At 67.0% G+C, this 19,304-nt stretch carries 17 protein-coding genes; 7 read left to right on the forward strand and 10 right to left on the reverse strand.

Annotation, left to right across the window (positions count from 1 at the left end):
• From ftsY to FFS09_RS26915, 3 genes are all read left to right on the forward strand, one after another.
• A partial coding sequence (gene ftsY, locus FFS09_RS26905; protein ID WP_354595900.1) for a signal recognition particle-docking protein FtsY occupies positions 1-992 on the forward strand: 992 nt, incomplete at its 5' end.
• Positions 989-1,828 carry an undecaprenyl-diphosphate phosphatase gene (locus tag FFS09_RS26910; protein ID WP_137921988.1) on the forward strand — a complete coding sequence of 280 codons (840 nt, stop codon included), beginning with the start codon at positions 989-991 and terminating at the stop codon, positions 1,826-1,828. The genes ftsY and FFS09_RS26910, both read left to right, overlap by 4 nt.
• Positions 1,825-2,118, forward strand: coding sequence for a hypothetical protein (locus FFS09_RS26915; protein WP_137921989.1), 294 nt, complete (start codon positions 1,825-1,827; stop codon positions 2,116-2,118). The genes FFS09_RS26910 and FFS09_RS26915 overlap by 4 nt, the downstream gene beginning before the upstream one ends.
• Positions 2,119-2,124: 6 nt before the next feature.
• On the opposite strand, the gene creD is transcribed toward FFS09_RS26915, so the two are convergent.
• The 3 genes from creD to creB form a co-directional block, all read right to left on the reverse strand.
• Positions 2,125-3,483, reverse strand: a complete 1,359-nt coding sequence (creD, locus tag FFS09_RS26920; protein WP_171020215.1) for a cell envelope integrity protein CreD — start codon at positions 3,481-3,483, stop codon at positions 2,125-2,127.
• Between the two features lie 94 nt (positions 3,484-3,577).
• A complete protein-coding gene (gene creC / locus FFS09_RS26925; RefSeq protein ID WP_137921991.1) occupies positions 3,578-5,017 on the reverse strand; it encodes a two-component system sensor histidine kinase CreC in 1,440 nt (479 codons plus the stop codon).
• A gap of 4 nt (positions 5,018-5,021) precedes the next feature.
• Positions 5,022-5,714, reverse strand: a complete 693-nt coding sequence (gene creB, locus FFS09_RS26930) for a two-component system response regulator CreB (RefSeq protein ID WP_137921992.1) — start codon at positions 5,712-5,714, stop codon at positions 5,022-5,024.
• A 141-nt stretch (positions 5,715-5,855) separates the two neighbouring features.
• On the opposite strand from creB, the gene FFS09_RS26935 reads away from it, so the two are divergent.
• Positions 5,856-8,180, forward strand: coding sequence for a penicillin-binding protein 1A (locus FFS09_RS26935; RefSeq protein WP_137921993.1), 2,325 nt, complete (start codon positions 5,856-5,858; stop codon positions 8,178-8,180).
• A 39-nt stretch (positions 8,181-8,219) separates the two neighbouring features.
• Here the strand turns inward: FFS09_RS26935 and FFS09_RS26940 are convergent, their stop codons facing one another.
• From FFS09_RS26940 to FFS09_RS26950, 3 genes are read right to left on the reverse strand one after another with little or no spacing between them, the layout of a single operon-like run.
• The gene (locus tag FFS09_RS26940) at positions 8,220-9,197 is read right to left on the reverse strand and encodes an NAD(P)H-dependent flavin oxidoreductase (RefSeq protein ID WP_137921994.1); all 978 of its coding nucleotides are present in this window, start codon (positions 9,195-9,197) and stop codon (positions 8,220-8,222) included.
• Between the two features lie 41 nt (positions 9,198-9,238).
• On the reverse strand, positions 9,239-9,859 hold the full coding sequence (locus tag FFS09_RS26945) for a TetR/AcrR family transcriptional regulator (protein WP_171020216.1): 621 nt from the start codon (positions 9,857-9,859) through the stop codon (positions 9,239-9,241).
• A 7-nt stretch (positions 9,860-9,866) separates the two neighbouring features.
• Entirely contained in the window at positions 9,867-11,033 is a 1,167-nt protein-coding gene (locus FFS09_RS26950) for an aromatic ring-hydroxylating oxygenase subunit alpha (RefSeq protein WP_137921996.1), read from the reverse strand.
• A gap of 113 nt (positions 11,034-11,146) precedes the next feature.
• Between FFS09_RS26950 and FFS09_RS26955 the strand changes: the two genes are divergently transcribed.
• Positions 11,147-11,980, forward strand: a complete 834-nt coding sequence (locus FFS09_RS26955) for a thioesterase family protein (protein WP_171020217.1) — start codon at positions 11,147-11,149, stop codon at positions 11,978-11,980.
• Between the two features lie 11 nt (positions 11,981-11,991).
• Here the strand turns inward: FFS09_RS26955 and FFS09_RS26960 are convergent, their stop codons facing one another.
• The 4 genes from FFS09_RS26960 to FFS09_RS26975 form a co-directional block, all read right to left on the reverse strand.
• Positions 11,992-12,972 (reverse strand): NAD(P)H-dependent flavin oxidoreductase, encoded by a 981-nt coding sequence (locus FFS09_RS26960; RefSeq protein ID WP_137921998.1) that lies wholly within the window; start codon positions 12,970-12,972, stop codon positions 11,992-11,994.
• A gap of 31 nt (positions 12,973-13,003) precedes the next feature.
• Complete coding sequence (locus tag FFS09_RS26965) at positions 13,004-14,794, reverse strand: acyl-CoA dehydrogenase (protein WP_137921999.1); 1,791 nt, start codon at positions 14,792-14,794, stop codon at positions 13,004-13,006.
• A 78-nt stretch (positions 14,795-14,872) separates the two neighbouring features.
• Entirely contained in the window at positions 14,873-15,805 is a 933-nt protein-coding gene (locus FFS09_RS26970; protein ID WP_137922000.1) for an electron transfer flavoprotein subunit alpha/FixB family protein, read from the reverse strand.
• Positions 15,806-15,816: 11 nt separating this feature from the next.
• The gene (locus tag FFS09_RS26975; RefSeq protein WP_137922001.1) at positions 15,817-16,566 is read right to left on the reverse strand and encodes an electron transfer flavoprotein subunit beta/FixA family protein; all 750 of its coding nucleotides are present in this window, start codon (positions 16,564-16,566) and stop codon (positions 15,817-15,819) included.
• A 334-nt stretch (positions 16,567-16,900) separates the two neighbouring features.
• Here FFS09_RS26975 and FFS09_RS26980 point away from each other — a divergent pair, with 334 nt between their 5' ends.
• Together FFS09_RS26980 and FFS09_RS26985 are read left to right on the forward strand one after the other, a co-directional pair.
• Positions 16,901-17,611: a response regulator transcription factor gene (locus tag FFS09_RS26980; RefSeq protein ID WP_137922002.1), complete on the forward strand. Its 711-nt coding sequence runs from the start codon at positions 16,901-16,903 to the stop codon at positions 17,609-17,611.
• 4 nt (positions 17,612-17,615) lie between these two features.
• Complete coding sequence (locus FFS09_RS26985; RefSeq protein WP_171020218.1) at positions 17,616-19,298, forward strand: FecR domain-containing protein; 1,683 nt, start codon at positions 17,616-17,618, stop codon at positions 19,296-19,298.
• Positions 19,299-19,304 lie beyond the last annotated feature (6 nt).

The following is a 19,304-nucleotide window of genomic DNA, read 5'->3' on the forward strand; positions in this document are numbered from 1 at the left end:
CCGCTCCCGCGCCTGGCTTGCCAGAGCCCCCTGTATCCGTCCCCGAGGCTCCAGCGCCGCCCGTCGCCGTTGCACCCGTGGTCGCGCCGCCTGCGCGCGAGGGCTGGCTCGACAAACTCAAATCCGGCCTGCGCAAGACGGGCTCCAGCATTGCGACGGTGTTCACCGGCACGCAGATCGACGAAGCGCTCTACGAGGAGCTGGAATCGGCGCTGTTGATGGCCGATACCGGTGTGAAGGCCACGACCCACCTGCTGGCCGACCTCAAGCGCCGCGTGAAAGACAGCAAGACCACCGACCCGGCCGCCGTCAAAGGCCTGCTCGCCGACGCCATTGCCGACCTGCTCGCGCCGCTGCAAAAGCCGCTGGTGATCGGCGAGCACAAGCCCACCGTGGTGATGGTGGCGGGCGTCAATGGCGCGGGCAAGACCACCTCCATCGGCAAACTGACGCGCCACCTGGCCGACGAAGGCGCCACCGTGCTGCTGGCCGCGGCCGACACCTTCCGCGCGGCCGCGCGCGAGCAACTCGCCGTCTGGGCCGACCGCAACACGGTGGAAATCATCACCCAGCAAGGCGGCGACCCGGCCGCGGTGAGCTTTGACGCGGTCACCGCCGGCAAGGCACGCGGGCGCGACGTGGTGCTGGTCGACACCGCCGGTCGCCTGCCTACGCAGTTGCACCTGATGGAAGAGCTGCGCAAGATCAAGCGCGTGGTGCAGAAGGCCGACGCCAGCGCACCGCATGAGGTGCTGCTGGTGATCGACGGCAACACCGGGCAGAACGCGCTCAACCAGGTGAAGGCCTTCGACGACGCGCTGCAGCTCACCGGCCTCATCATCACCAAGCTCGACGGCACGGCCAAAGGCGGCGTGCTCTGCGCGATCGCGCGCGAGAAGCCGGTCCCTGTCTATTTCATCGGCGTGGGCGAAAAGCTCGAAGACCTCGAAACGTTCGACGCACGCGAATTCGCCCAGGCATTGCTCTCATGAACACCACCACCCTCTGGCTGGAAGCCGCGTTTCTGGGCCTGATCCAGGGCCTGACCGAATTCCTCCCCATCTCGTCCAGCGCGCACCTGCGCATCATCGGCCCGCTGTTGCCTTCGGGCGGTGACCCGGGCGCCGCCTTCACCGCCATCACGCAGATCGGCACCGAAGCGGCCGTGCTGCTCTATTTCCGGCACGACATCGTGCGCATCTTCCTGGCCTGGTGGGCCTCGCTCACGCAGCCGGCGAAACGGCAGGACCCGGACGCGCGCATGGGCTGGCTGATCATCATTGGCTCGGTGCCGATCGTGGTGCTGGGCCTGCTGTTCAAGGACGCCATCGAAGGCTCGCTGCGCAACCTCTACATCACGGCCACCATGCTGATCGTGTTCGGGGTCATCCTGGGCGTGGCCGATCGCTACGGCCGGCGCGAGCGCCCACTGAGCCAGCTCACCTGGGGCCACGGTCTGCTGTTTGGCCTGGCGCAGGCCATGGCACTGATCCCAGGCGTGTCGCGCTCGGGCGGCACCATCACCGCCGGCCTGATCATGGGCTACACACGCGAGGCCGCGGCGCGCTACTCGTTCCTGCTGGCCATTCCCGCGGTGATGGGTTCGGGCTTTTATCAGCTGCTGCGCAGCTACCAACATGGCAGCCCCATCGCCGCCGGCCCCACCGCCCTGGCCACGCTGATCGCGTTCGGCGTGGGCTACGGCGTGATCGTGGTGTTCCTCAAACTGGTGTCCACGCGCGGCTACATGGCCTTTGTGTACTACCGCATCGCGCTCGGCCTGCTGGTTTTCGGGCTGCTGGGCGCCGGCATTCTGAGCGCCCTTTGACCGCGCCTCCAAGCGGCTTCTGGAGCAGCCGCTGGCACGGGCAGGTGCCATGGCACCGGCTGTTCTGGCGCGACATGCTGGCCGTGGGCAGCGTCATCAACCTGTTCACCGGCTTCGCGGCCTTGATGCTGTTTGCGCAAGACCAGCCCATGGGTTCGGTGCTGGCCGTGCACTTCGCGCCCCTGCCCTACAACGCCTTCTTGCTCGCGTCGCTCTGGCGCCATCCACAATCGCCGGCCGCGGTGAAGTGGGTGGGCCTGGGCTGGTTCGCCGCCATGCTGGTGGTGTGAGCCACCTCAGCGCTGTGTGTCGGCGAACGGCTTTTGGGGCACGGCCGGTGCGCTGCCCATCACGCTGTACCAATCGACCTTTCGCGTCACGACCATGATCGCGGCGAGCACGCCGAAGAGCAGCAGCGAGCCCATCATCAGCGCGTTGTCCTCCGATACCAGGATGCCGTAGAGCACGCCATACAAGGCCACCAGCAGGCCGCTCATGAGCAGGCCCGGCGTCCAGCCACCCAACACATGCCGCAGGTAGTGCGCCAACAGCCCGATGCAGGCCGCGCTGGCCAGCAGGTAGGCCGGCATGAAGCCCAGGTGCTCGGAGATCGAGAGCAACAGCAGGAAGAACAGCACGAGCGCGGCGCCGATCATGAGGTACTGCATGGGGTGGATGCGCCAGCGCTTCACCATCTCCAGCACGAAGAAGGCGGCGAAGGTGAGCAGGATGAACATCGTTCCGTACTTGGTCGCGCGATCGGTCAGGCGGTAGACGTCCACCGGCTCATCGAGCGAGACGGAAAAGCTCTCGGGCGTTTCGCGCCGCTCGCCGGTCTGTGCGAACTGCCGCTGTGCCTGCGTCGACAACGACGGCACGCTCCACGAAGCCTCGAAGCCCTGCGCGCTGATGGCGCGCGTGCGCGGCAGGAAATCGCCGCCGAAGTTGGGGTGCGGCCAGCTCGATTGCAGGTGCACACGGTTCTCGTCGGCCAGGGGCACCCAGCCGATGCGGCCCGTGCCGGCGAGATCGAGTTGCAACGAGAACGACAGCACGGCACCCGCGCGCAGTTGCGCCAGGTTCAAGGGCGCCACCAAGGGCAACGGCAGGCGCTGCGCGGCGCGCGCCGGCGCGACGGCGATCGCGCGGCCGTCCACCTTCAACTGCGGCGCGTTCAACAGCCCGCGCAGGTCGCTCACGCCCATGAGCAGGCTTGGCTGGCCCAGCGTGATCTGGCTGTTCTTCTCCTTCGGCTCCAGGTCGCTCCACACGAACTGACCGGTGCTCTCGTTCACGCTGGTGTAGACCTTGACCGGAAACACACCGCGCCAGCGCGTCTCCGTCTGCAAGCGGCTGCGCGTCTCCATCACGCTCGGAAAACGGATCGCGACGTGCGACTGCGTCACCAGTTCCTCGCGCGTCTGGCCGCCGTCGACCGCGACCTTGCGCAGAAATGTCTCGGTATAGGGCAGATACAGCACCGGCCCGGTGATGGTCTGTTCGCCGGCGTGCGCGCGCGCCACGTCCTGCGTGGCGGCCTCGCGGTTCATGCTGCGCTCCTCGATCGCACCGCGCACCATCAGCAGCGGGATCGCCAGCAAGAGCATCAGCACGCCGATGACCAGCACTTTGCTCAGCAAGGGGTATTTGTTCAAGTTGGGCTCCGTAGTGAGAACCCAGCCAGTCTGCGACCGCGGTGTGCAGCGGGCGTGTGCCGCGGCGGTGTTTTGTGAAGCGGGTGTGAAATCCTCAGAGCGGCAGGCGCCAGCGCGCGAGGCAGCCACCGGGTTGCGCCACGTTCTCCACGCGCAGCTCGGCGCCATGCAAGTGGCTCACCTCCTGCACCAGGCACAGCCCCAGGCCCGACCCCTTGTCTTGCCCCTCGCCGCGCGGCAGCGAATAAAAGCGCTCGAAGATCCGATCGCGTGCGTAGTCGGGAATGCCGGAGCCCTGGTCGCGCACCGACCATTCCAGAAACACACCATCGCGCTGCAAGCGCACGGTGAGCTCGCCGTTCGGTGGTGAAAAATCGATCGCGTTGTCCAGCAGGTTCTGCAACGCCTGGCCGATGAGAAACGGGTCGCCCTGCACCGCCTGCGCATCGCCCAGCTCGTCGCGCACGCGCAGCGACTTCAAGCGCAGGCGCGGCTCCAGCCGCTGCAGCAGCTCGCGCGTGAGGGCGCTCAGGTCCACCCGCTCGCGCGTGCCCAGACCCTGCATCTGCTCCACATGGGCGAGATTGAGCAGCTTGTCCACCAACTGGTGCAGGCGCTCGGCCTGGCGCTGGATGTTGCCGGCAAAACGCTGTTGGTCCTGCGCGGGCAGGTCTTCCTGCAACAGCTCGGCCGCGCCGCGGATCGCCGCCAATGGGCTCTTGAGTTCGTGTGTGAGCGTGTGCACGTAACTCTCGACATAGGCCTTGTCTTCGAGCTTGAGCCGCATGCGCTCCAGCGCGTTGGCCAGATCGCTGAACTCGGTGCTGCCGCTCATGCGCCCGAGCACCGGCAGTGGCGCGCGCTCGCCGCGCGCCACTGCGTTGGCATAACCCCGCAAGCGCGACAGCGAACTGGCGATCCACCAGCTGAACAGCAGGCCGATCAGCAGCGACAGGCCCAGCAAACCCCACGACCAGCGCAGGATGCGCGACTCGCTGCGCTGGATGTACGGCTCCAGGCGCAGGTTGGGCCGCGAGACGGTCAACACGCCGATGACGCGTTCGCCGTCGCGGATGGGCGCGGCCACGTGCATGACGGTGCTGTCGGGCTCGTACGGGCTTGCCGGGCTGGAGCGCGCGCCGTACTCGCCGCGCAGGGTGCGGGCCACGTCGTTCCAGCGCGAGAAGTCCTGCCCCACGGCTTCGTGTCTGGAATCGAACCGCACGATGCCTTGCGCGTCGGTGACGGTGATGCGGTAGTCGACGCTGTCCTTGCGAAAGCCCGAGATGTTGGCGCCCAGCCGAGCGTCGTTCAGGCCTTGCAGGGAGCGCGCGAAACCGCCGTCGGCGATCACGCCGGCCTTCATGTCGGGCGTGGCCAGTTGTGCCAGGGTGTAGGCCGCGTCGACCAGGCTGTCTTCCATGGCCAGGCGGGTGCCGGGCTTGACCTCGTCGAGCAACACGCGCAGCACGACGAACAGCGCCAGGCCCAGAACCAGGAAGAACCCCAACAACAGGCGCAGGCCGATGCGCATGAACTCAAACGCCTGGCAAACGCAGCGAATAACCCATGTGACGGTGCGTCTGGATCACCTCGGCCTGCACGCCACGCTCGCGCAGCTTGGCGCGCAGCAGCTTCACATGGGCATCGACCGTGCGGTCCGCGGTGTGCGGCGCGTCACCCCACACCAGCGACATGAGTTCGGTGCGCGAGAAGATGCGCTCGGGCCGGCGCAGCAGCGTGGCGAGTAACAGAAATTCGTATCGGGTGAGCGCCAGCAACTCGCCCGCGTAGGTGATGCGCTGCGCCTGGTCGTCCAGCGCGAGCACGCCGGTGGCGGCGGCCGGCAGCGTGGCAGGCACGGCGCCCGCGCTGCGGCGCAGGATCGCGCGCACGCGGGCGCACACCTCGCGCGGCGAAAATGGTTTGACGACGTAGTCGTCCGCGCCCAGCTCCAGACCCAGCACGCGGTCGATTTCTTCACTGCGCGCGGTCAGGAAAATGATCGGCAACTCGCTCGACTTGCGCATGGCGCGGCACACGTCGAAACCATTGCCATCGGGTACGCCGATGTCCAGGATGGCGAGATCGGGCGGGCTGTCGTGAAATGCCTCCAGCGCCTGCCGGGCCAAAGACACGTGCCGCACCTCAAAACCCTCGCTCTGCAGCGCATACAGCAAGGTGTCGGCGATGGCCTGTTCGTCTTCGAGCAGCAGGATGCGCTTGCGCATGGAGGTTCCGGGGATCGGATGGAGCGGCCCATCTTACCCGTGAGGACCGTGAAAACAGGGCTCCCAGGCGGTCACAGCTGGTTACGTGGACGACGTCTGGCCACACGCCCGCTTCACACGGGGGCGGGATAATTCACCCCCATGCTTCATCAGCCCCTCCTGCGCCGTTCGGCGCTCGCCCTGGCGTTCACCGCCGCGGTGGTCGTGGCGCTTCCCGTGCCGGCATCGACTTTCGATCTGCCGTCGCTCGACCGCATCGTCCGCTACCAACCCAAGCTCCCGCTGCAGGTCTTCACGACCGACGGCGTGGAGATTGCCCAGTTCGGCACCGAGCGGCGCGAGTACGTGCCGCTCTCGCGCATTCCGCTGCCCATGCAGCAGGCCGTGCTGGCGGTGGAAGACGCGCGCTTTCGCGAACATTCGGGCGTCGATCCCAAGGGCATGGCGCGTGCGGTGTTCGCCGCGATCACCGGCGGGCGCCGCCAGGGTGCCTCGACCATCACGCAACAGCTGGTGCGCACCATGCTGCTCACGCGCGAGTTCTCGGCCGAGCGCAAGGCCAAGGAAATCTGGCTGGCGCTGAAGCTGGAAGACGAAATCTCCAAGGACCGCATCCTGGAGATCTACATGAACGAGATCTTTCTCGGCCAGCGCGCCTACGGTTTCGCGGCGGCCTCGCAGATCTATTTCGGAAAACCACTGGACAAGCTCTCGCTGGCCGAAACCGCCATGCTCGCCGGGTTGCCGCAGAACCCCTACTACGCCAACCCGGTGGCCAACTTCGAGCGCGCCACGCAGCGGCAGCGCGTGGTGCTCGAACGCATGCGCGCCACCGACGCCATCAACGACCAGCAACTCGCCGCGGCACGCGCCGAGAAGCTCACCATCCGCACGCCCGGCACGCGCAACGTGCACGCCGCCCACGTGGCCGAAATGGCGCGGCTGGCGGTGGTGGAACGCTTTGGCACGGAAGCCTATTCCGCCGGCATCCGCGTCACGACCTCGCTGCGCGCGGCCGACCAGCGCGCGGCCCACACGGCGGTGCAGCGCGGCGTGCTCGCACTCGATCGCCGTGGCGCGTACCGCGGCCCGGAAGACCTCGAATCGCTGCCGGCCGACAACGGCGCCGAACTCGAACGCGCGGCCGCCGAAGCACTGAAAGACCACCGCGACGACGAGGTCCTGCGCGTGGGCATCGTGCTCTCGGCCAACCCGAAGGCGGTGCAGGTGCAGCTGGCTAGCGGCGAACGCGTCACGGTGCAAGGCGAAGGTCTGCGCTGGGCACAGCGCGCGCTCGATGCCAAGGCCAAGGCGCCCGTGAAAATCGCGCGCGGCTCGATCGTGCGCGTGATCACCACCGGCAAAACCAAGGACAAGAAGAGCGACGTGTGGGCCATTTCCCAGTGGCCGGAAATCGAAGCGGCCATGGTGGCGCTGGACCCGCAGACCGGCCGCGTGCGCGCGCTGGTGGGCGGATTCGACTTCTCGAACCAGCCGTTCAACCACGTCACGCAAGGCTGGCGCCAACCCGGCTCGGCCTTGAAGCCCTTGCTCTATTCCGCCGCGCTGGAATCGCGCGTGATGCCGGCCACGATGGTGGACGACCTGCCCTTCACCGCCGCCAACGGCTGGAGTCCCACCAACAGCAACGGCCAGTACGAGGGCCCCATCACCCTGCGCCACGCGCTCACCAAATCGAGCAACCTCGCCAGCGTGCGCGTGCTGCAGCACACCGGCACCCGCCCCGCCCGCGACTGGACCGGCCGCTTCGGCCTGGACGTGGCACGCCAGCCCGACGACCTCTCGCTTGCGCTGGGCACCGGCAGCGTCACCCCGCTGCAGATGGCGCAGGCCTATGCCACGGTGGCCAATGGGGGCTGGCATGTGGCGCCGGTGGTGATCGAAAAAATCACCGACGCGCAAGGCAAGGTGCTGTTTGAAGCTCCGCCACCCGCCGCCCTCGCCGAAGAGACACGCGCCATTCCCGCGCGCAATGCCTTCGTGGTGGGCAGCATGCTCAACGACGTCGCGCGCTCCGGCACCGCCGCACGCGCGCAGGCCTCGCTCAAGCGCCCCGACATCTATGGCAAGACCGGCACCACCAACGACGCGGTGGACGCCTGGTTCGCCGGTTACCAGCCCACGCTGGCGGCGGCCGTGTGGGTGGGCTACGACAAGCCGCGCAGCCTGGGTGGCGGTGAATCGGGTGGGCGCATCGCCCTGCCGATCTGGATCGACTACATGAGCGCCGCGCTCAAGGGCGTGCCCGTGGCGCAACCGCCGGCGCCGCCCGATGGCCTCGTGCGCGAAGGCGACGACTGGCTGTATGCCGAATGGCGCGATGGCGGCTGGGTGTCGGAAATCTCGGATGCCACCGGCGTGCAATACAAGACGAACGTCGGCGCCGAGATCGGCAAGGTGTTCAATTCGTTCGGGGCCTGGCTGCGCGGCGAATCCAGGCCCTGACCGCGCGCCTCACGCTGCGCTGCCTGGGCGCCAGCCACGTCAACCGTTGAGCATCCCCTTGAGTCGCTGCTCGATGAGTTCGTACGCCTGCGCCATGATGCGATCGATGAGTTCAGCGCAGGTCGGCACGTCGTGGATCAGACCCGCCACCATGCCGCAGCTCCAGGCGCCCGCGTCCATGTCGCCGTCGGTCATCACCTTGGGGTAGATGCCCGCCACCTGGTCGATGATGTCGTCGATCTTCAGCGCATCGCCCTTCTCCCGCTCGATCGCCATCAGCCGATCCACACCGGCGTTGTTGATGACCCGCTCGGTGTTGCGCAGCGAACGCATGATGAGGCGCGTGTCCAGCTCCGAGGCATTGACGATCGCCTGCTTGACGTTGGCGTGCACCGGGGCCTCCTTCGTGGCGATGAAGCGGGTGCCCATGTTCATGCCGTCGGCGCCCAGCGCGAGCGCCGCGACCAGGCTGCGGCCATCGGCCATGCCGCCCGAGGCAACAAACGGAATCTTCAGTTCTTCCGCGGCGCGCGGCAGCAGGATCATGTTCGGCACATCGTCTTCACCGGGGTGGCCACCGCACTCGAAACCGTCCACGCTCACGGCATCGCAGCCGATGCGCTCGGCCTTGAGCGCGTGGCGCACCGAGGTGCACTTGTGAATGACCTTGATGCCCGCGGCCTTCAACGCGGGCATGTGCGCTTCCGGACTGCGCCCCGCGGTTTCCACCACCCGGATGCCGCCCTCGACGATGGCCGCGATGTACTCGGGGTACGGCGGCGCCGTGAACGCCGGCAGAAAGGTCAGGTTCACGCCGAACGGCTGGTCGGTCATGTCGTGGCAGCGCGCGATTTCCCGGGCCAGGAGCTCCGGCGTCTTCTGGGTCAGGCCGGTGATGATCCCCAGGCCGCCGGCGTTGGAAACAGCGGCCGCCAGCTCGGCGAAACCGACATAGTGCATGCCACCCTGGATGATCGGGTATCGGATGCCGAAGAGTTCGGTGATGCGGGTTTTCAAGACAGTCTCCCTTGGGTCAAGATTTCGGGACACACACGCCGTCAGGCGAGCGACGCATCGCCCGGGGACACGACGCGCAGCACATCTCGCGCAACCGCCTTCATCCATGCCGCGTCGCTCTTTAGCGCCGGCTCCGCGAGGGTTTTGTTGAACGTGGGGCGCACGATCTTCGCGTAGTTCAGGGTGCCGAGAATGACCGTGAGCACGACAACCGCGGGCATCTCCTGGCGGACCAGGCCGCCGGCCTGTGCCTCCTCCAGCAAGGCCAGACTGCCGAGCAGAAAGACCTCGAGCGGTCGGGTGTGTGCCAGCTCGATCCGCTCGGCGTTGTCGAGCAACTCGCGCGTGACGAGTTTGTACCCCGTGGGCCGACGCTGCATCCATTCGACCTGGATTTCCACGAAAGCCTGCAGACGCTTCGGCAGGCTTTTCGCCGATTCGACACGCTGGTGCATGCTCTCCATGAGGTCCTCCGCCTGCCGCTCGAGCACGGCGCGGTACAGCACCTCCTTGCTCGGGAAGTGATGCAGAAGCCCCGGGTTGCCGACCTCGGCATCGCGCGCGATGGCCGACAGCGACGCGCCCTGAAAGCCGTGGTCGGCGAAATGCTGCTCCGCGCGGTCCAGAATGATGTCCTTGCGGGACTTGGGTGGGCTTGGCATCTCGCGATTATGGGTGGGCCAGCGGTGTGGCCGGCATCGCGTCGAGCCGCTGCCGGAGCTGCGCATGAAAGCGTGGCGCGCTGTATTCGAACGTGCCGAAGGTGAGCGCTTCATTCGCACCGGATGCCAAGCCCGCCTGGATCGATTCGGCCAGCCCGTAGTCTTCCGCGAGGGTGCGGCGGTACAGCGCGATGTTGGCCTCCCAGTGCGCCATCGCCTTGTCCGACGCCGGCGCTTGCGGAATCAGGGTGAGCTCGTGCACGCGCGTGCGGGTCGCGCCGAGCGGCTCGAGGCTGCTGAGCTGGGCGTGGTCGGGCTGGACCAGGAGCGTCGTGTTCGGAAAGAAGAAGTAGATCAGGTTGCCGTACCGCCTCGGATCGAAGCCGTTGACCTCGGGTAGGTCTTCCGCGAACGTCGACTTGACGAGGTAGAGACGCCGGTTGAGATCGAATTCGTCGACGATCTGCAGGTTGTCCACGAACATGTGGGCAATGGTTTTGCGGTGCGCCACCTTGAAGTGATAGGCCTCGAAGGAGCCGTCGATCAGCAGCTTCCAGTTGGCTTCCACGTCGTAGGAACGCGGCGCCCACCCCACGGGCGTGCGAAGCCCCGCCAGCGATTCGAGGTTGTCCATCAGCGCGCCGAGGTGCGCGCCAGGATCGCTGGCCGACAGCGCGGGGTCGAGAATCACCCAGACGATCCCCGCGCGCTCGACCGTGGCCAGCTTGCGCAAGCCCGACGCCGCTTGCTGAAGGCACGGAAAGCCGGAGGACCCGGGGACGCCTTGCAGCGCGCCATCCGGCCGGTAGGTCCACGCGTGGTACGGGCAGACGAAGGCGCGCGCCTCACTGCCGCTGCCTTCGGGCACCACGCGGGCGCCACGGTGGCGGCAGACATTCAAGAAGGCCTGGACTTGCCCATCCGCCTGGCGCACCAGGAGAAGCGGAATGTCGAGGTGCGTCAACGACAGCCACGCACCCGGCGATGCCAGCGATGAACTGGCCGCCACCGGTTGCGGGTGCTGGCGCAGCAGGCGCTGTTCCTGGCGGGCAATGGCCTCATCCGTGTAGCGGTTGACATGGACCTGGCCACCCTGTGCATCGGCGTCCCCGCGCCCGGCCTGCAGGGCCGAGGTGGTTCTGCGATAAAGGGTGGCGGCAAAGCTGTCGGTCATCGGATGTTCACAGACCTGGGGTTGCTGCTCGATGGAAGATGCACGGGATCACGGAAAATTTGGCACACTCTACAGACCGACTAGTCAGTCTGTCAATCTGCCAGAAAAGAACCATGACCCACAACCCTTCCCACGAAGAGACATCCTTGCCCACGGCGGTGTACGTTGAAGACGGTGCCACATGGCAGCCCAGCGTGTTGTCGCGCGGCCCCTGGGACGCCCGTGCGCAGCATGGCGGCGCGCCCAGTGCGCTGCTGGTGCATCTGGCAGAACGCGCGCTGCCCGATCCGGCGTGGCAGCTCTCTCGCCTCAGCATCGAGCTGATCAAGCCGGTGCCGGTGGCACCCCTGACCGTGCGCCATGAAACCCACCCCGGCCGTTCCACCACGCGCATGACGATCGATCTGTGCGCCGACGACGTGCTGGTGGCCCGTGGCCATGCGCTTCTGGTGCGTGGGCAGCCGTTCACGTTGCCGACCGGCCTGCCGGGCTGGTCGCCGGAACAACTGCGGCCCCTGCCGGCGGATTGCCAGGAGCGGCTGCGCATTCCTGGCTTGCCGGACGGTGTTTCGTTCTACCAATCCGCCACCGACCACCGGGTCGCTCAGGGGGACATGACGCAGCCGGGACCGGGCGCCGCCTGGTTTCGCATGAACGTTCCCCTGGTGCAGGGCCAGGCCACTTCGCCCGCCATGCTGGCGGCGGCCGCCGCCGATTTCGGCAACGGCCTGAGCTGGGTCTTGCCGGTGGAGCGCTACCTGTTCGCCAACGCCGACCTCAGCCTGCACCTGCACCGCCCGCCCGAGGGCGAGTGGGTCGGCGTGCAGTCGGAAACCCAGGCCCACGGTGGGGGCGTGGGCACCGTGCTGTCACGGCTCTACGATGTGCACGGCCCCGTCGGGGTCGCAATCCAGACCCTGGTGCTGCGCGAGCGCGCCGCGGCCTGAGAGGGCTGGCGTCAGGTCGCGCAGAGGCGCGCCTTGGCCTCGGTGTATTCGCGCTTGAAGCGCGCCACCAGATCGGCCGCCGGCATGACGGTTTGAATCGCGCCGATGCCCTGGCCGCAGCCCCAGATGTCGCGCCAGGCCTTGGCGGCGTTCGCGCCTTCGCCGGTGCCGAAGTTCATCTTGCTCGGGTCGCTCTGCGGCAGGTTGTCCGGGTCCATGCCGGCGTTCTTGATGCTGCCCTTGAGGTAGTTGCCGTGGATGCCGGTGTAGAAGTTGCTGTAGACGATGTCGTCGGAATCCGAGGCCGTGATCATGACCTTGTAATCGTCTGCCGCGCGCGCTTCGTCGGTGGCGATGAAGGCCGAGCCGATGTAGGCCAGGTCCGCGCCCATGGCCTGCGCCGCCAGGATCGCGCCACCGGATGCAATCGCGCCCGAGAGCGCGATCGGGCCGCCGAACCACTGGCGGATTTCCTGCACCATGGCAAACGGGCTCTTCACGCTGGCGTGACCACCGGCACCCGCGGCCACGGGAATCAGGCCGTCGGCACCCTTCTCGATCGCCTTGTGCGCGAACACGTTGTTGATCACATCGTGCATCACGATGCCGCCCCAGCTGTGCACGCCCTGGTTCACGTCTTCACGCGCACCCAGGCTGGTGATGACGATCGGCACCTTGTACTTGGCGCACAGCTGCATGTCGTGCTCCAGCCGGTCGTTGCTCTTGTGCACGATCTGGTTGATGGCAAACGGCGCGGCCTTGTTGTCCGGGTGCGCCTTGTCGTGCGCGGCCAGCGTCTCGGTGATCTCGGCCAGCCATTCGTCGAGTTGCGACGCGGGGCGCGCGTTGAGTGCGGGCATCGCACCCACCACACCGGCCTTGCACTGGGCAATCACGAGCTTGGGGTTGCTGATGATGAACAGCGGCGAGCCAATCACCGGGAACTTCAGGTTCTTGAGAACGGGTGGCAGGCTGCGAACGGGTGCGGTCATGGGGTCTCCGTGTGATAGCGGTTGCGATGGCTCAGAACGATTCGATCGCCAGCGCGGTCACTGCCTCGGCGCCATCGACGATGGCATCGCGCACGCCAGGGGCACGGCTGAGGATGTGGTCCGCGTAGAAGCGCGCGGTGACGATCTTGGCGTCCATGAAAGCTTTGTCCTGTCCCTTGGCGGACAGGTCTTCGGCGACCAACAGCGCGCGCGCCATCTGCCAGCCGGCCACGAGGTTGCCCGCGAGCATCAGGTACGGCACGCTGCCGGCAAAGGCGGCGTTGGGGTTGGTCTTGGTGTTCGCGGCGATGAACTCCACCACGTCCACGAACGCTTCGCGCGCGGCCTTCAGGCGCTGGTGCACGGCCTTGGCGTTGGCGCTGCCGCGTTGAGCCAATTCGGCCTCCGTCTTCTCGATCTGCGCGGCAATCGCCTTGGCGCCCGTGCCACCGTCGCGCGCGGTCTTGCGGCCCACGAGGTCGTTGGCCTGGATGGCGGTCGTGCCTTCGTAGATGGTGAGGATCTTGGCATCGCGGTAGTGCTGCGCCGCGCCGGTTTCTTCGATGAAGCCCATGCCACCGTGCACCTGCACGCCCAGGCTGGTGACTTCCAGGCTCATCTCGGTGCTGTAGCCCTTGACCAGCGGCACGAGAAATTCGTAGAACGCCGCGTTCTGCTGGCGCACCTCGGCATCTGCGTGGTGGTGCGATGCGTCGTAAGCAGCGGCCGCCACGCTGGCCATGGCGCGGCAGCCTTCGGTGAAGGCGCGCATGGTCATGAGCATGCGCTTGACGTCGGGGTGGTGGATGATGGGCGCGGCCGCGCTCAGCGAGCCGTCGACCGGGCGGCTCTGCACACGGTCCTTCGCGTAGCCCACGGCCTTCTGGTAGGCGCGCTCGGCGATCGCGATGCCCTGCACGCCCACGGCGTAGCGCGCGGCGTTCATCATGATGAACATGTACTCGAGGCCCCGGTTTTCCTGGCCCACGAGGTACCCCACGGCGCCACCGTGGTCGCCGTACTGCAGCACCGCGGTCGGGCTGGCCTTGATGCCCATCTTGTGTTCGATGCTCACGCAGTGCACGTCGTTGCGCGCGCCGAGCGAACCGTCCTTGTTCACCATGAACTTCGGCACGACGAACAGGCTGATGCCCTTCACGCCTTCGGGCGCACCCGTCACGCGCGCGAGCACGAGGTGCACGATGTTCTCGGCCATGTCGTGCTCACCATAGGTGATGAAGATCTTGGTGCCGAAGACCTTGTAGCTGCCATCGGGCTGCGGCTCGGCGCGGCTGCGCACCGCCGCCAGGTCCGAGCCGGCCTGTGGCTCGGTGAGGTTCATGGTGCCGGTCCATTGGCCGCTCACCAGCTTTTCCAGGTAGGTCGCCTTGAGGTCGTCGCTGCCAGCGGTCATCAACGCTTCGATGGCGCCATCGGTGAGCATGGGGCAGAGCGCGAAACTCATGTTGGCGCTGTTGATCACTTCGCCACAGGCCGCGCCGATGGTCTTGGGCAGGCCTTGGCCACCAAAGTCCGTCGGGTGTTGCAGGCCCTGCCAGCCGCCTTCGGCGTATTGTTTGTACGCGTCCTTGAAGCCGGGGGTGGTGGTGACCACGCCGTCCTTGAACGACGAGGGGTTCGTGTCACCGGCAAAGTTCAACGGCGCGATCACGCCTTCGTTGAGCCTGGCGCACTCCTCGAGCACGGCCTGCGCGGTTTCCAGACCGGCTTCTTCGAAACCGGGCAGCTGTGCCACCTGATCGATGCGGGCCAGGTGCTCGATGTCGAACAACATGTCTTTGAGGGGTGCGGTGTAGCTCACGGTCTTGTCTCCACGGAATTCAGGGGTACAGATACAACAAGGGCATCGCGAACGATGCCCTTGTGGTGGTCAAAGGGCTCAGAGCGCCTTGATCAGTTCGGGCACGGCCGTGAACAGATCGGCCTCCAGGCCGTAGTCGGCCACCGAGAAGATCGGTGCCTCGGGGTCCTTGTTGATCGCCACGATCACCTTGGAGTCCTTCATGCCGGCCAGGTGCTGGATCGCACCCGAGATACCCGCGGCGATGTAGAGCTGGGGCGCGACGATCTTGCCGGTCTGGCCCACCTGCCAGTCGTTGGGTGCGTAACCCGCATCCACGGCCGCGCGGCTCGCGCCCAGGGCTGCATTGAGCTTGTCGGCCAGCGGCGTCATGACTTCGTTGAACTTCTCGGCGCTGCCCAATGCGCGGCCACCGGAGACGATGATCTTCGCGGCGGTCAGTTCGGGGCGGTCGCTCTTGGCGATCTCGCTGCCCATGAACTTGCTCTTGCCATCGTCCGCTGCGGCCGTGGCGGTCTCCACCGCCGCGCTGCCACCGGTGGCGGCGGCCGGGTCGAAACCGGTCGTGCGCACGGTAATCACGTGTTTGGCATCGGTGCTCTGCACGGTGGCAATCGCGTTGCCGGCGTAGATCGGGCGTTCGAAAGTGTCGGCGCTGATCACCTTGGTGATGTCGCTGACCTGGCCCACGTCCAGCGTGGCGGCCACGCGCGGAGCGACGTTCTTGCCGCTGGCGGTGGCCGGGAACAGGATGTGGCTGTAGTGGCCGGCGATGGCCAGCACTTGCGCGGCCACGTTCTCGGCCAGGCCGTGCTCGAAGCCCGGGGCGTCGGCGTGGATCACCTTGGCCACGCCAGCGATGGCGGCTGCGGCCTTGGCGGCTTCACCGGCGTTGTGCCCGGCGATGAGCACGTGCACATCACCCCCGCATTGAGCGGCGGCGGTCACGGTGTTGAGGGTGGCCGGCTTGATGCTGGCGTTGTCGTGTTCGGCAATAACGAGTGCGGTCATTTGTCAGGTCCTCAGATCACTTTGGCTTCGTTCTTCAGTTTGTCCACCAGGGCGGCCACGTCGGCCACCTTCACGCCCGCACCGCGCTTGGGCGGCTCGCTGACCTTCAAGGTCTTGATGCGCGGCTTCACATCCACGCCGAGGTCTTCGGGCTTGACGATGTCCAGCGTCTTCTTCTTCGCCTTCATGATGTTCGGCAGCGTCACATAACGCGGCTCGTTCAGACGAAGGTCGGTCGTGATAACGGCAGGCAGCGTGATGGAGAGGGTTTCCAGGCCACCGTCGACTTCGCGCGTGACGCTGGCTTTGCCATCGGCCACTTCCACCTTCGACGCGAAGGTCGCCTGGGGCAGGCCCGCCAAGGCAGCCAGCATCTGGCCGGTCTGGTTGCAGTCGTCATCGATCGCCTGCTTGCCCAGGATGATCAGTTGCGGTTGTTCCTTGTCGACCAGGGCCTTGAGCAGCTTGGCCACGGCCAGCGGTTGCAGCTCTTCGTTGGTTTCCACCAGGATGGCGCGGTCTGCACCGATCGCCATGGCCGTGCGCAGCGTTTCCTGGCATTGCGCCACGCCACAAGAGACGGCAATCACTTCGGTCACCACGCCCTTCTCCTTCAGGCGAACCGCCTCTTCCACCGCGATCTCGTCAAACGGGTTCATGCTCATCTTGACGTTGGCGATATCCACACCGCTGCCGTCGCTCTTGACGCGCACCTTGACGTTGTAATCCACCACGCGCTTGACGGGGACGATGACCTTCATGTTGGGTAGCTCCTGCTGTTGGGGAAAAATGGCTTGTCGAATTGACGTGCACGTCAACCTGAGGATTGTATGCCGATGGCCTGCCGCCTCCCGGACGCCGCCGCCAGCAAAGGGCGAACGGCATCATAAACGAACGGTCGTGCTTTTTTGACGATAACCCCCGAGAATCGAGGGTGTTGTTCGGCCAGGGGAACGCCTGTGCGATCTGTCGCGCGCACCGCCCTTCATTTCTTAATAGATTGTCAAATCGACTGCGCTGCGATTGGTACATCGATATATTCGTGCAGATAGTTTTTCTCAACCTCACTCTACGTGCCATACCCGCCCCCTTCCCATGCGCATTGCCGCCATCGATGACGACCCAGCGCAACTGGATCTGATGAAAGCCGTCGTCGCGGCCATGGGGCATGACTGCCACCTGTTCGGCGACGCGAACGCGCTGATGCGCGTGCTGCCCCGCGAGACCTTCGATCTGTTCATCGTGGACTGGGAGCTGCCCGACATTCCCGGCCCCCATGTGATCCGCGCGATCCGCCAGATGGCCTTGGCGCCGGTGCCGATCCTGATGATGACCAACCGCAGCGATGAGCGCGACATCATCGAAGGCCTGACCAGCGGCGCCGACGACTACATGGTGAAATCCGCGCGCGTGGGCGAGTTGCGCGCGCGCCTGATGGCCCTGCTGCGCCGCGGCGGTCACACCCCGCCGGCGTCGGACATCGTCTGGGGCCGCTACCGCTTTCAGGTGCAGGACCGGGGGGTGTGGCGCGATGGTGTCGCGATCACGACCCTCACCACCAAGGAATACGACCTCGCGTTGACGATGTTCCGCAACCTCGGCCGCCTGCTCTCGCGCGCGCACCTGATCGAGGGTGTGTGGGGCATGGACGCGGACATTTCGTCGCGCTCGCTCGATGTCTACATGTCACACGTGCGCAGCAAACTGCGCCTGCGCGCCGACAGCGGCTACAAGCTGGTGTCGGTCTACAACCACGGGTACCGTCTCGAAGACCTGGGACAGGCGCCCTCCGCCACGGGTGAATGAACCGATGAACCGCGCTCTGCTTGGCCCCTCTTCGCGCCTGCTGGCGCTCGCCCTCCTGGGCCTCGGGATGCCGGCCCTGGCGCAGCAACCCGACCGCGTCCATACCGTGCAGCCGGGCGACAACCTCTATGGCCTGGCGCAACGCTATCTGGACGACCCCGACCAGTGGCGCGAGTTGCAACGGCGCAACCAGGTGGCCGATCCCCGCCGGCTGGTCCCGGGCAGTCGCCTGTTGATTCCCGCGGCGCTGTTGCGCGCGGAGCCCGCATCGGCCGACGTGGTCCACGTCGCGGGACAAGCCCAGGTGCGCGGCAGCGCCAAGCCGCTTGCGGTGGGCGAACGCGTCACGGAAGGCGCGCACATCGATGTGGGCGACGACGGCTTCGTCACCTTGCGCCTGGCCGATGGCTCGGTCGTGCGCCTGGCCGCGGGCACGCAAGTGCAACTGCGCGAACTGCGCCATGCGCCCGGCTCGGGCAAGGGGCAGACCGGCATGCAGCTCGAACGCGGCCGCGTGGACGCCACCGCCACCCCGCAGCGGGCCAAAGGCAGTCGCTTCGAGGTGCGCACACCGCTGGCGGTGGGGGGCGTGCGCGGCACCACGTTTGGCGTGGCGGTGGGCGAAGGCGGCGCGTTCATTGGCGATGTGAGCGAGGGCGCCATTCAGGTGCATTCGCTTGCAGCGTCGCGGGAAGAGACGACGGTGAAAGCCGGCGAAGGTGTGCGCCTGGCGGGTGGCCCGGGTTCGCGCATCGCCGTGGCCCCTCTGCTCGCGCCACCCGATCTGTCGGGCGTGCCCGGTGTGCTGGAAAACGTCTCGCTGGTCGAGCTGCCCCTGCCCCGCGATGCCCGCGCGTCGGCCTGGCAGGTGCGCATCGCCAGCGGCGAAACAGCCGAACGCGTGGTGCGCAACGCGACGTTCGCGCAGCCCGTGGCCCGTTTCGCCGGGCTGGACGACGGCAACTACCTTCTGGCGGTGCGCGCCATTGATGGCCAAGGCATTCCGGGCCAGGAGGCCGTGCGCCGCGTGGTCGTCAACGCGCGACCACAAGCGCCGCTGCTGCGCGAACCGCCACCCGGCGCCCGCGTGACGGCGCCGGATGTCCTGCTGCTGTGCACCCAGGGCGGCGGCGGCCTGCGCTACCGCTTCCAGGTGGCGCGCGACGCGGGCTTTGCAGACCTCGTGGCACAGACCCCTGACCTGGCCGAATGCCGCCACACCGTGCAGGCCCTGGCGCCCGGGGCCTATTTCTGGCGCGTGGCGGCGGTCGAAACGGATGCGAAAGGCGAGCGCGACCAGGGACCGTTCAGCGCACCCGTGGCGTTCCAGAAGGTCGCGCTGCCGCCCGTGCCCAGTGCGCCCAGCCTGCGCAGCGGCGACACGACCACCCTGCACATCGCCTGGAGCGCCAGCGCCGGTGGCCCGTGGCGGCACCAGATCCAGTTGGCGCGCGACGCGGCATTCACCCAGCTGGTGGACGACCGGCAACTTGCCGAGCCCGTCTTCACGCGCCCAATGCCGCCCACCGGCACGTACCACGTGCGGGTGCGGCAGACCGCCGCCGATGGCCTGGAAGGCGCGTGGACCGACCCGCAGCGCTTCGAGGTGCACGGGCATATCTCAACCACGGACGCTCAGCCGCTGACCACGTCCGATGGACAGCCCGTGCTGCCGGGCACGCGCTGATGCCCG

It is taken from the genome of Hydrogenophaga sp. 2FB, assembly GCF_005503365.1.
Lineage (GTDB): Bacteria > Pseudomonadota > Gammaproteobacteria > Burkholderiales > Burkholderiaceae_C > Hydrogenophaga.

Bases quoted from the DNA above. Each gene is read 5' to 3' on its own strand.
- FFS09_RS26910 (WP_137921988.1), top strand. From the start codon at position 989: ATGAACACCACCACCCTCTGGCTGGAAGCCGCGTTTCTGGGCCTGATC.
- creC (WP_137921991.1), bottom strand. From the start codon at position 5,017: ATGCGCATCGGCCTGCGCCTGTTGTTGGGGTTCTTCCTGGTTCTGGGC.
- creB (WP_137921992.1), bottom strand. From the start codon at position 5,714: ATGCGCAAGCGCATCCTGCTGCTCGAAGACGAACAGGCCATCGCCGAC.
- FFS09_RS26935 (WP_137921993.1), top strand. From the start codon at position 5,856: ATGCTTCATCAGCCCCTCCTGCGCCGTTCGGCGCTCGCCCTGGCGTTC.
- FFS09_RS26945 (WP_171020216.1), bottom strand. From the start codon at position 9,859: ATGCCAAGCCCACCCAAGTCCCGCAAGGACATCATTCTGGACCGCGCG.
- FFS09_RS26950 (WP_137921996.1), bottom strand. From the start codon at position 11,033: ATGACCGACAGCTTTGCCGCCACCCTTTATCGCAGAACCACCTCGGCC.
- FFS09_RS26955 (WP_171020217.1), top strand. From the start codon at position 11,147: ATGACCCACAACCCTTCCCACGAAGAGACATCCTTGCCCACGGCGGTG.
- FFS09_RS26960 (WP_137921998.1), bottom strand. From the start codon at position 12,972: ATGACCGCACCCGTTCGCAGCCTGCCACCCGTTCTCAAGAACCTGAAG.
- FFS09_RS26970 (WP_137922000.1), bottom strand. From the start codon at position 15,805: ATGACCGCACTCGTTATTGCCGAACACGACAACGCCAGCATCAAGCCG.
- FFS09_RS26975 (WP_137922001.1), bottom strand. From the start codon at position 16,566: ATGAAGGTCATCGTCCCCGTCAAGCGCGTGGTGGATTACAACGTCAAG.
- FFS09_RS26980 (WP_137922002.1), top strand. From the start codon at position 16,901: ATGCGCATTGCCGCCATCGATGACGACCCAGCGCAACTGGATCTGATG.
- FFS09_RS26985 (WP_171020218.1), top strand. From the start codon at position 17,616: ATGAACCGCGCTCTGCTTGGCCCCTCTTCGCGCCTGCTGGCGCTCGCC.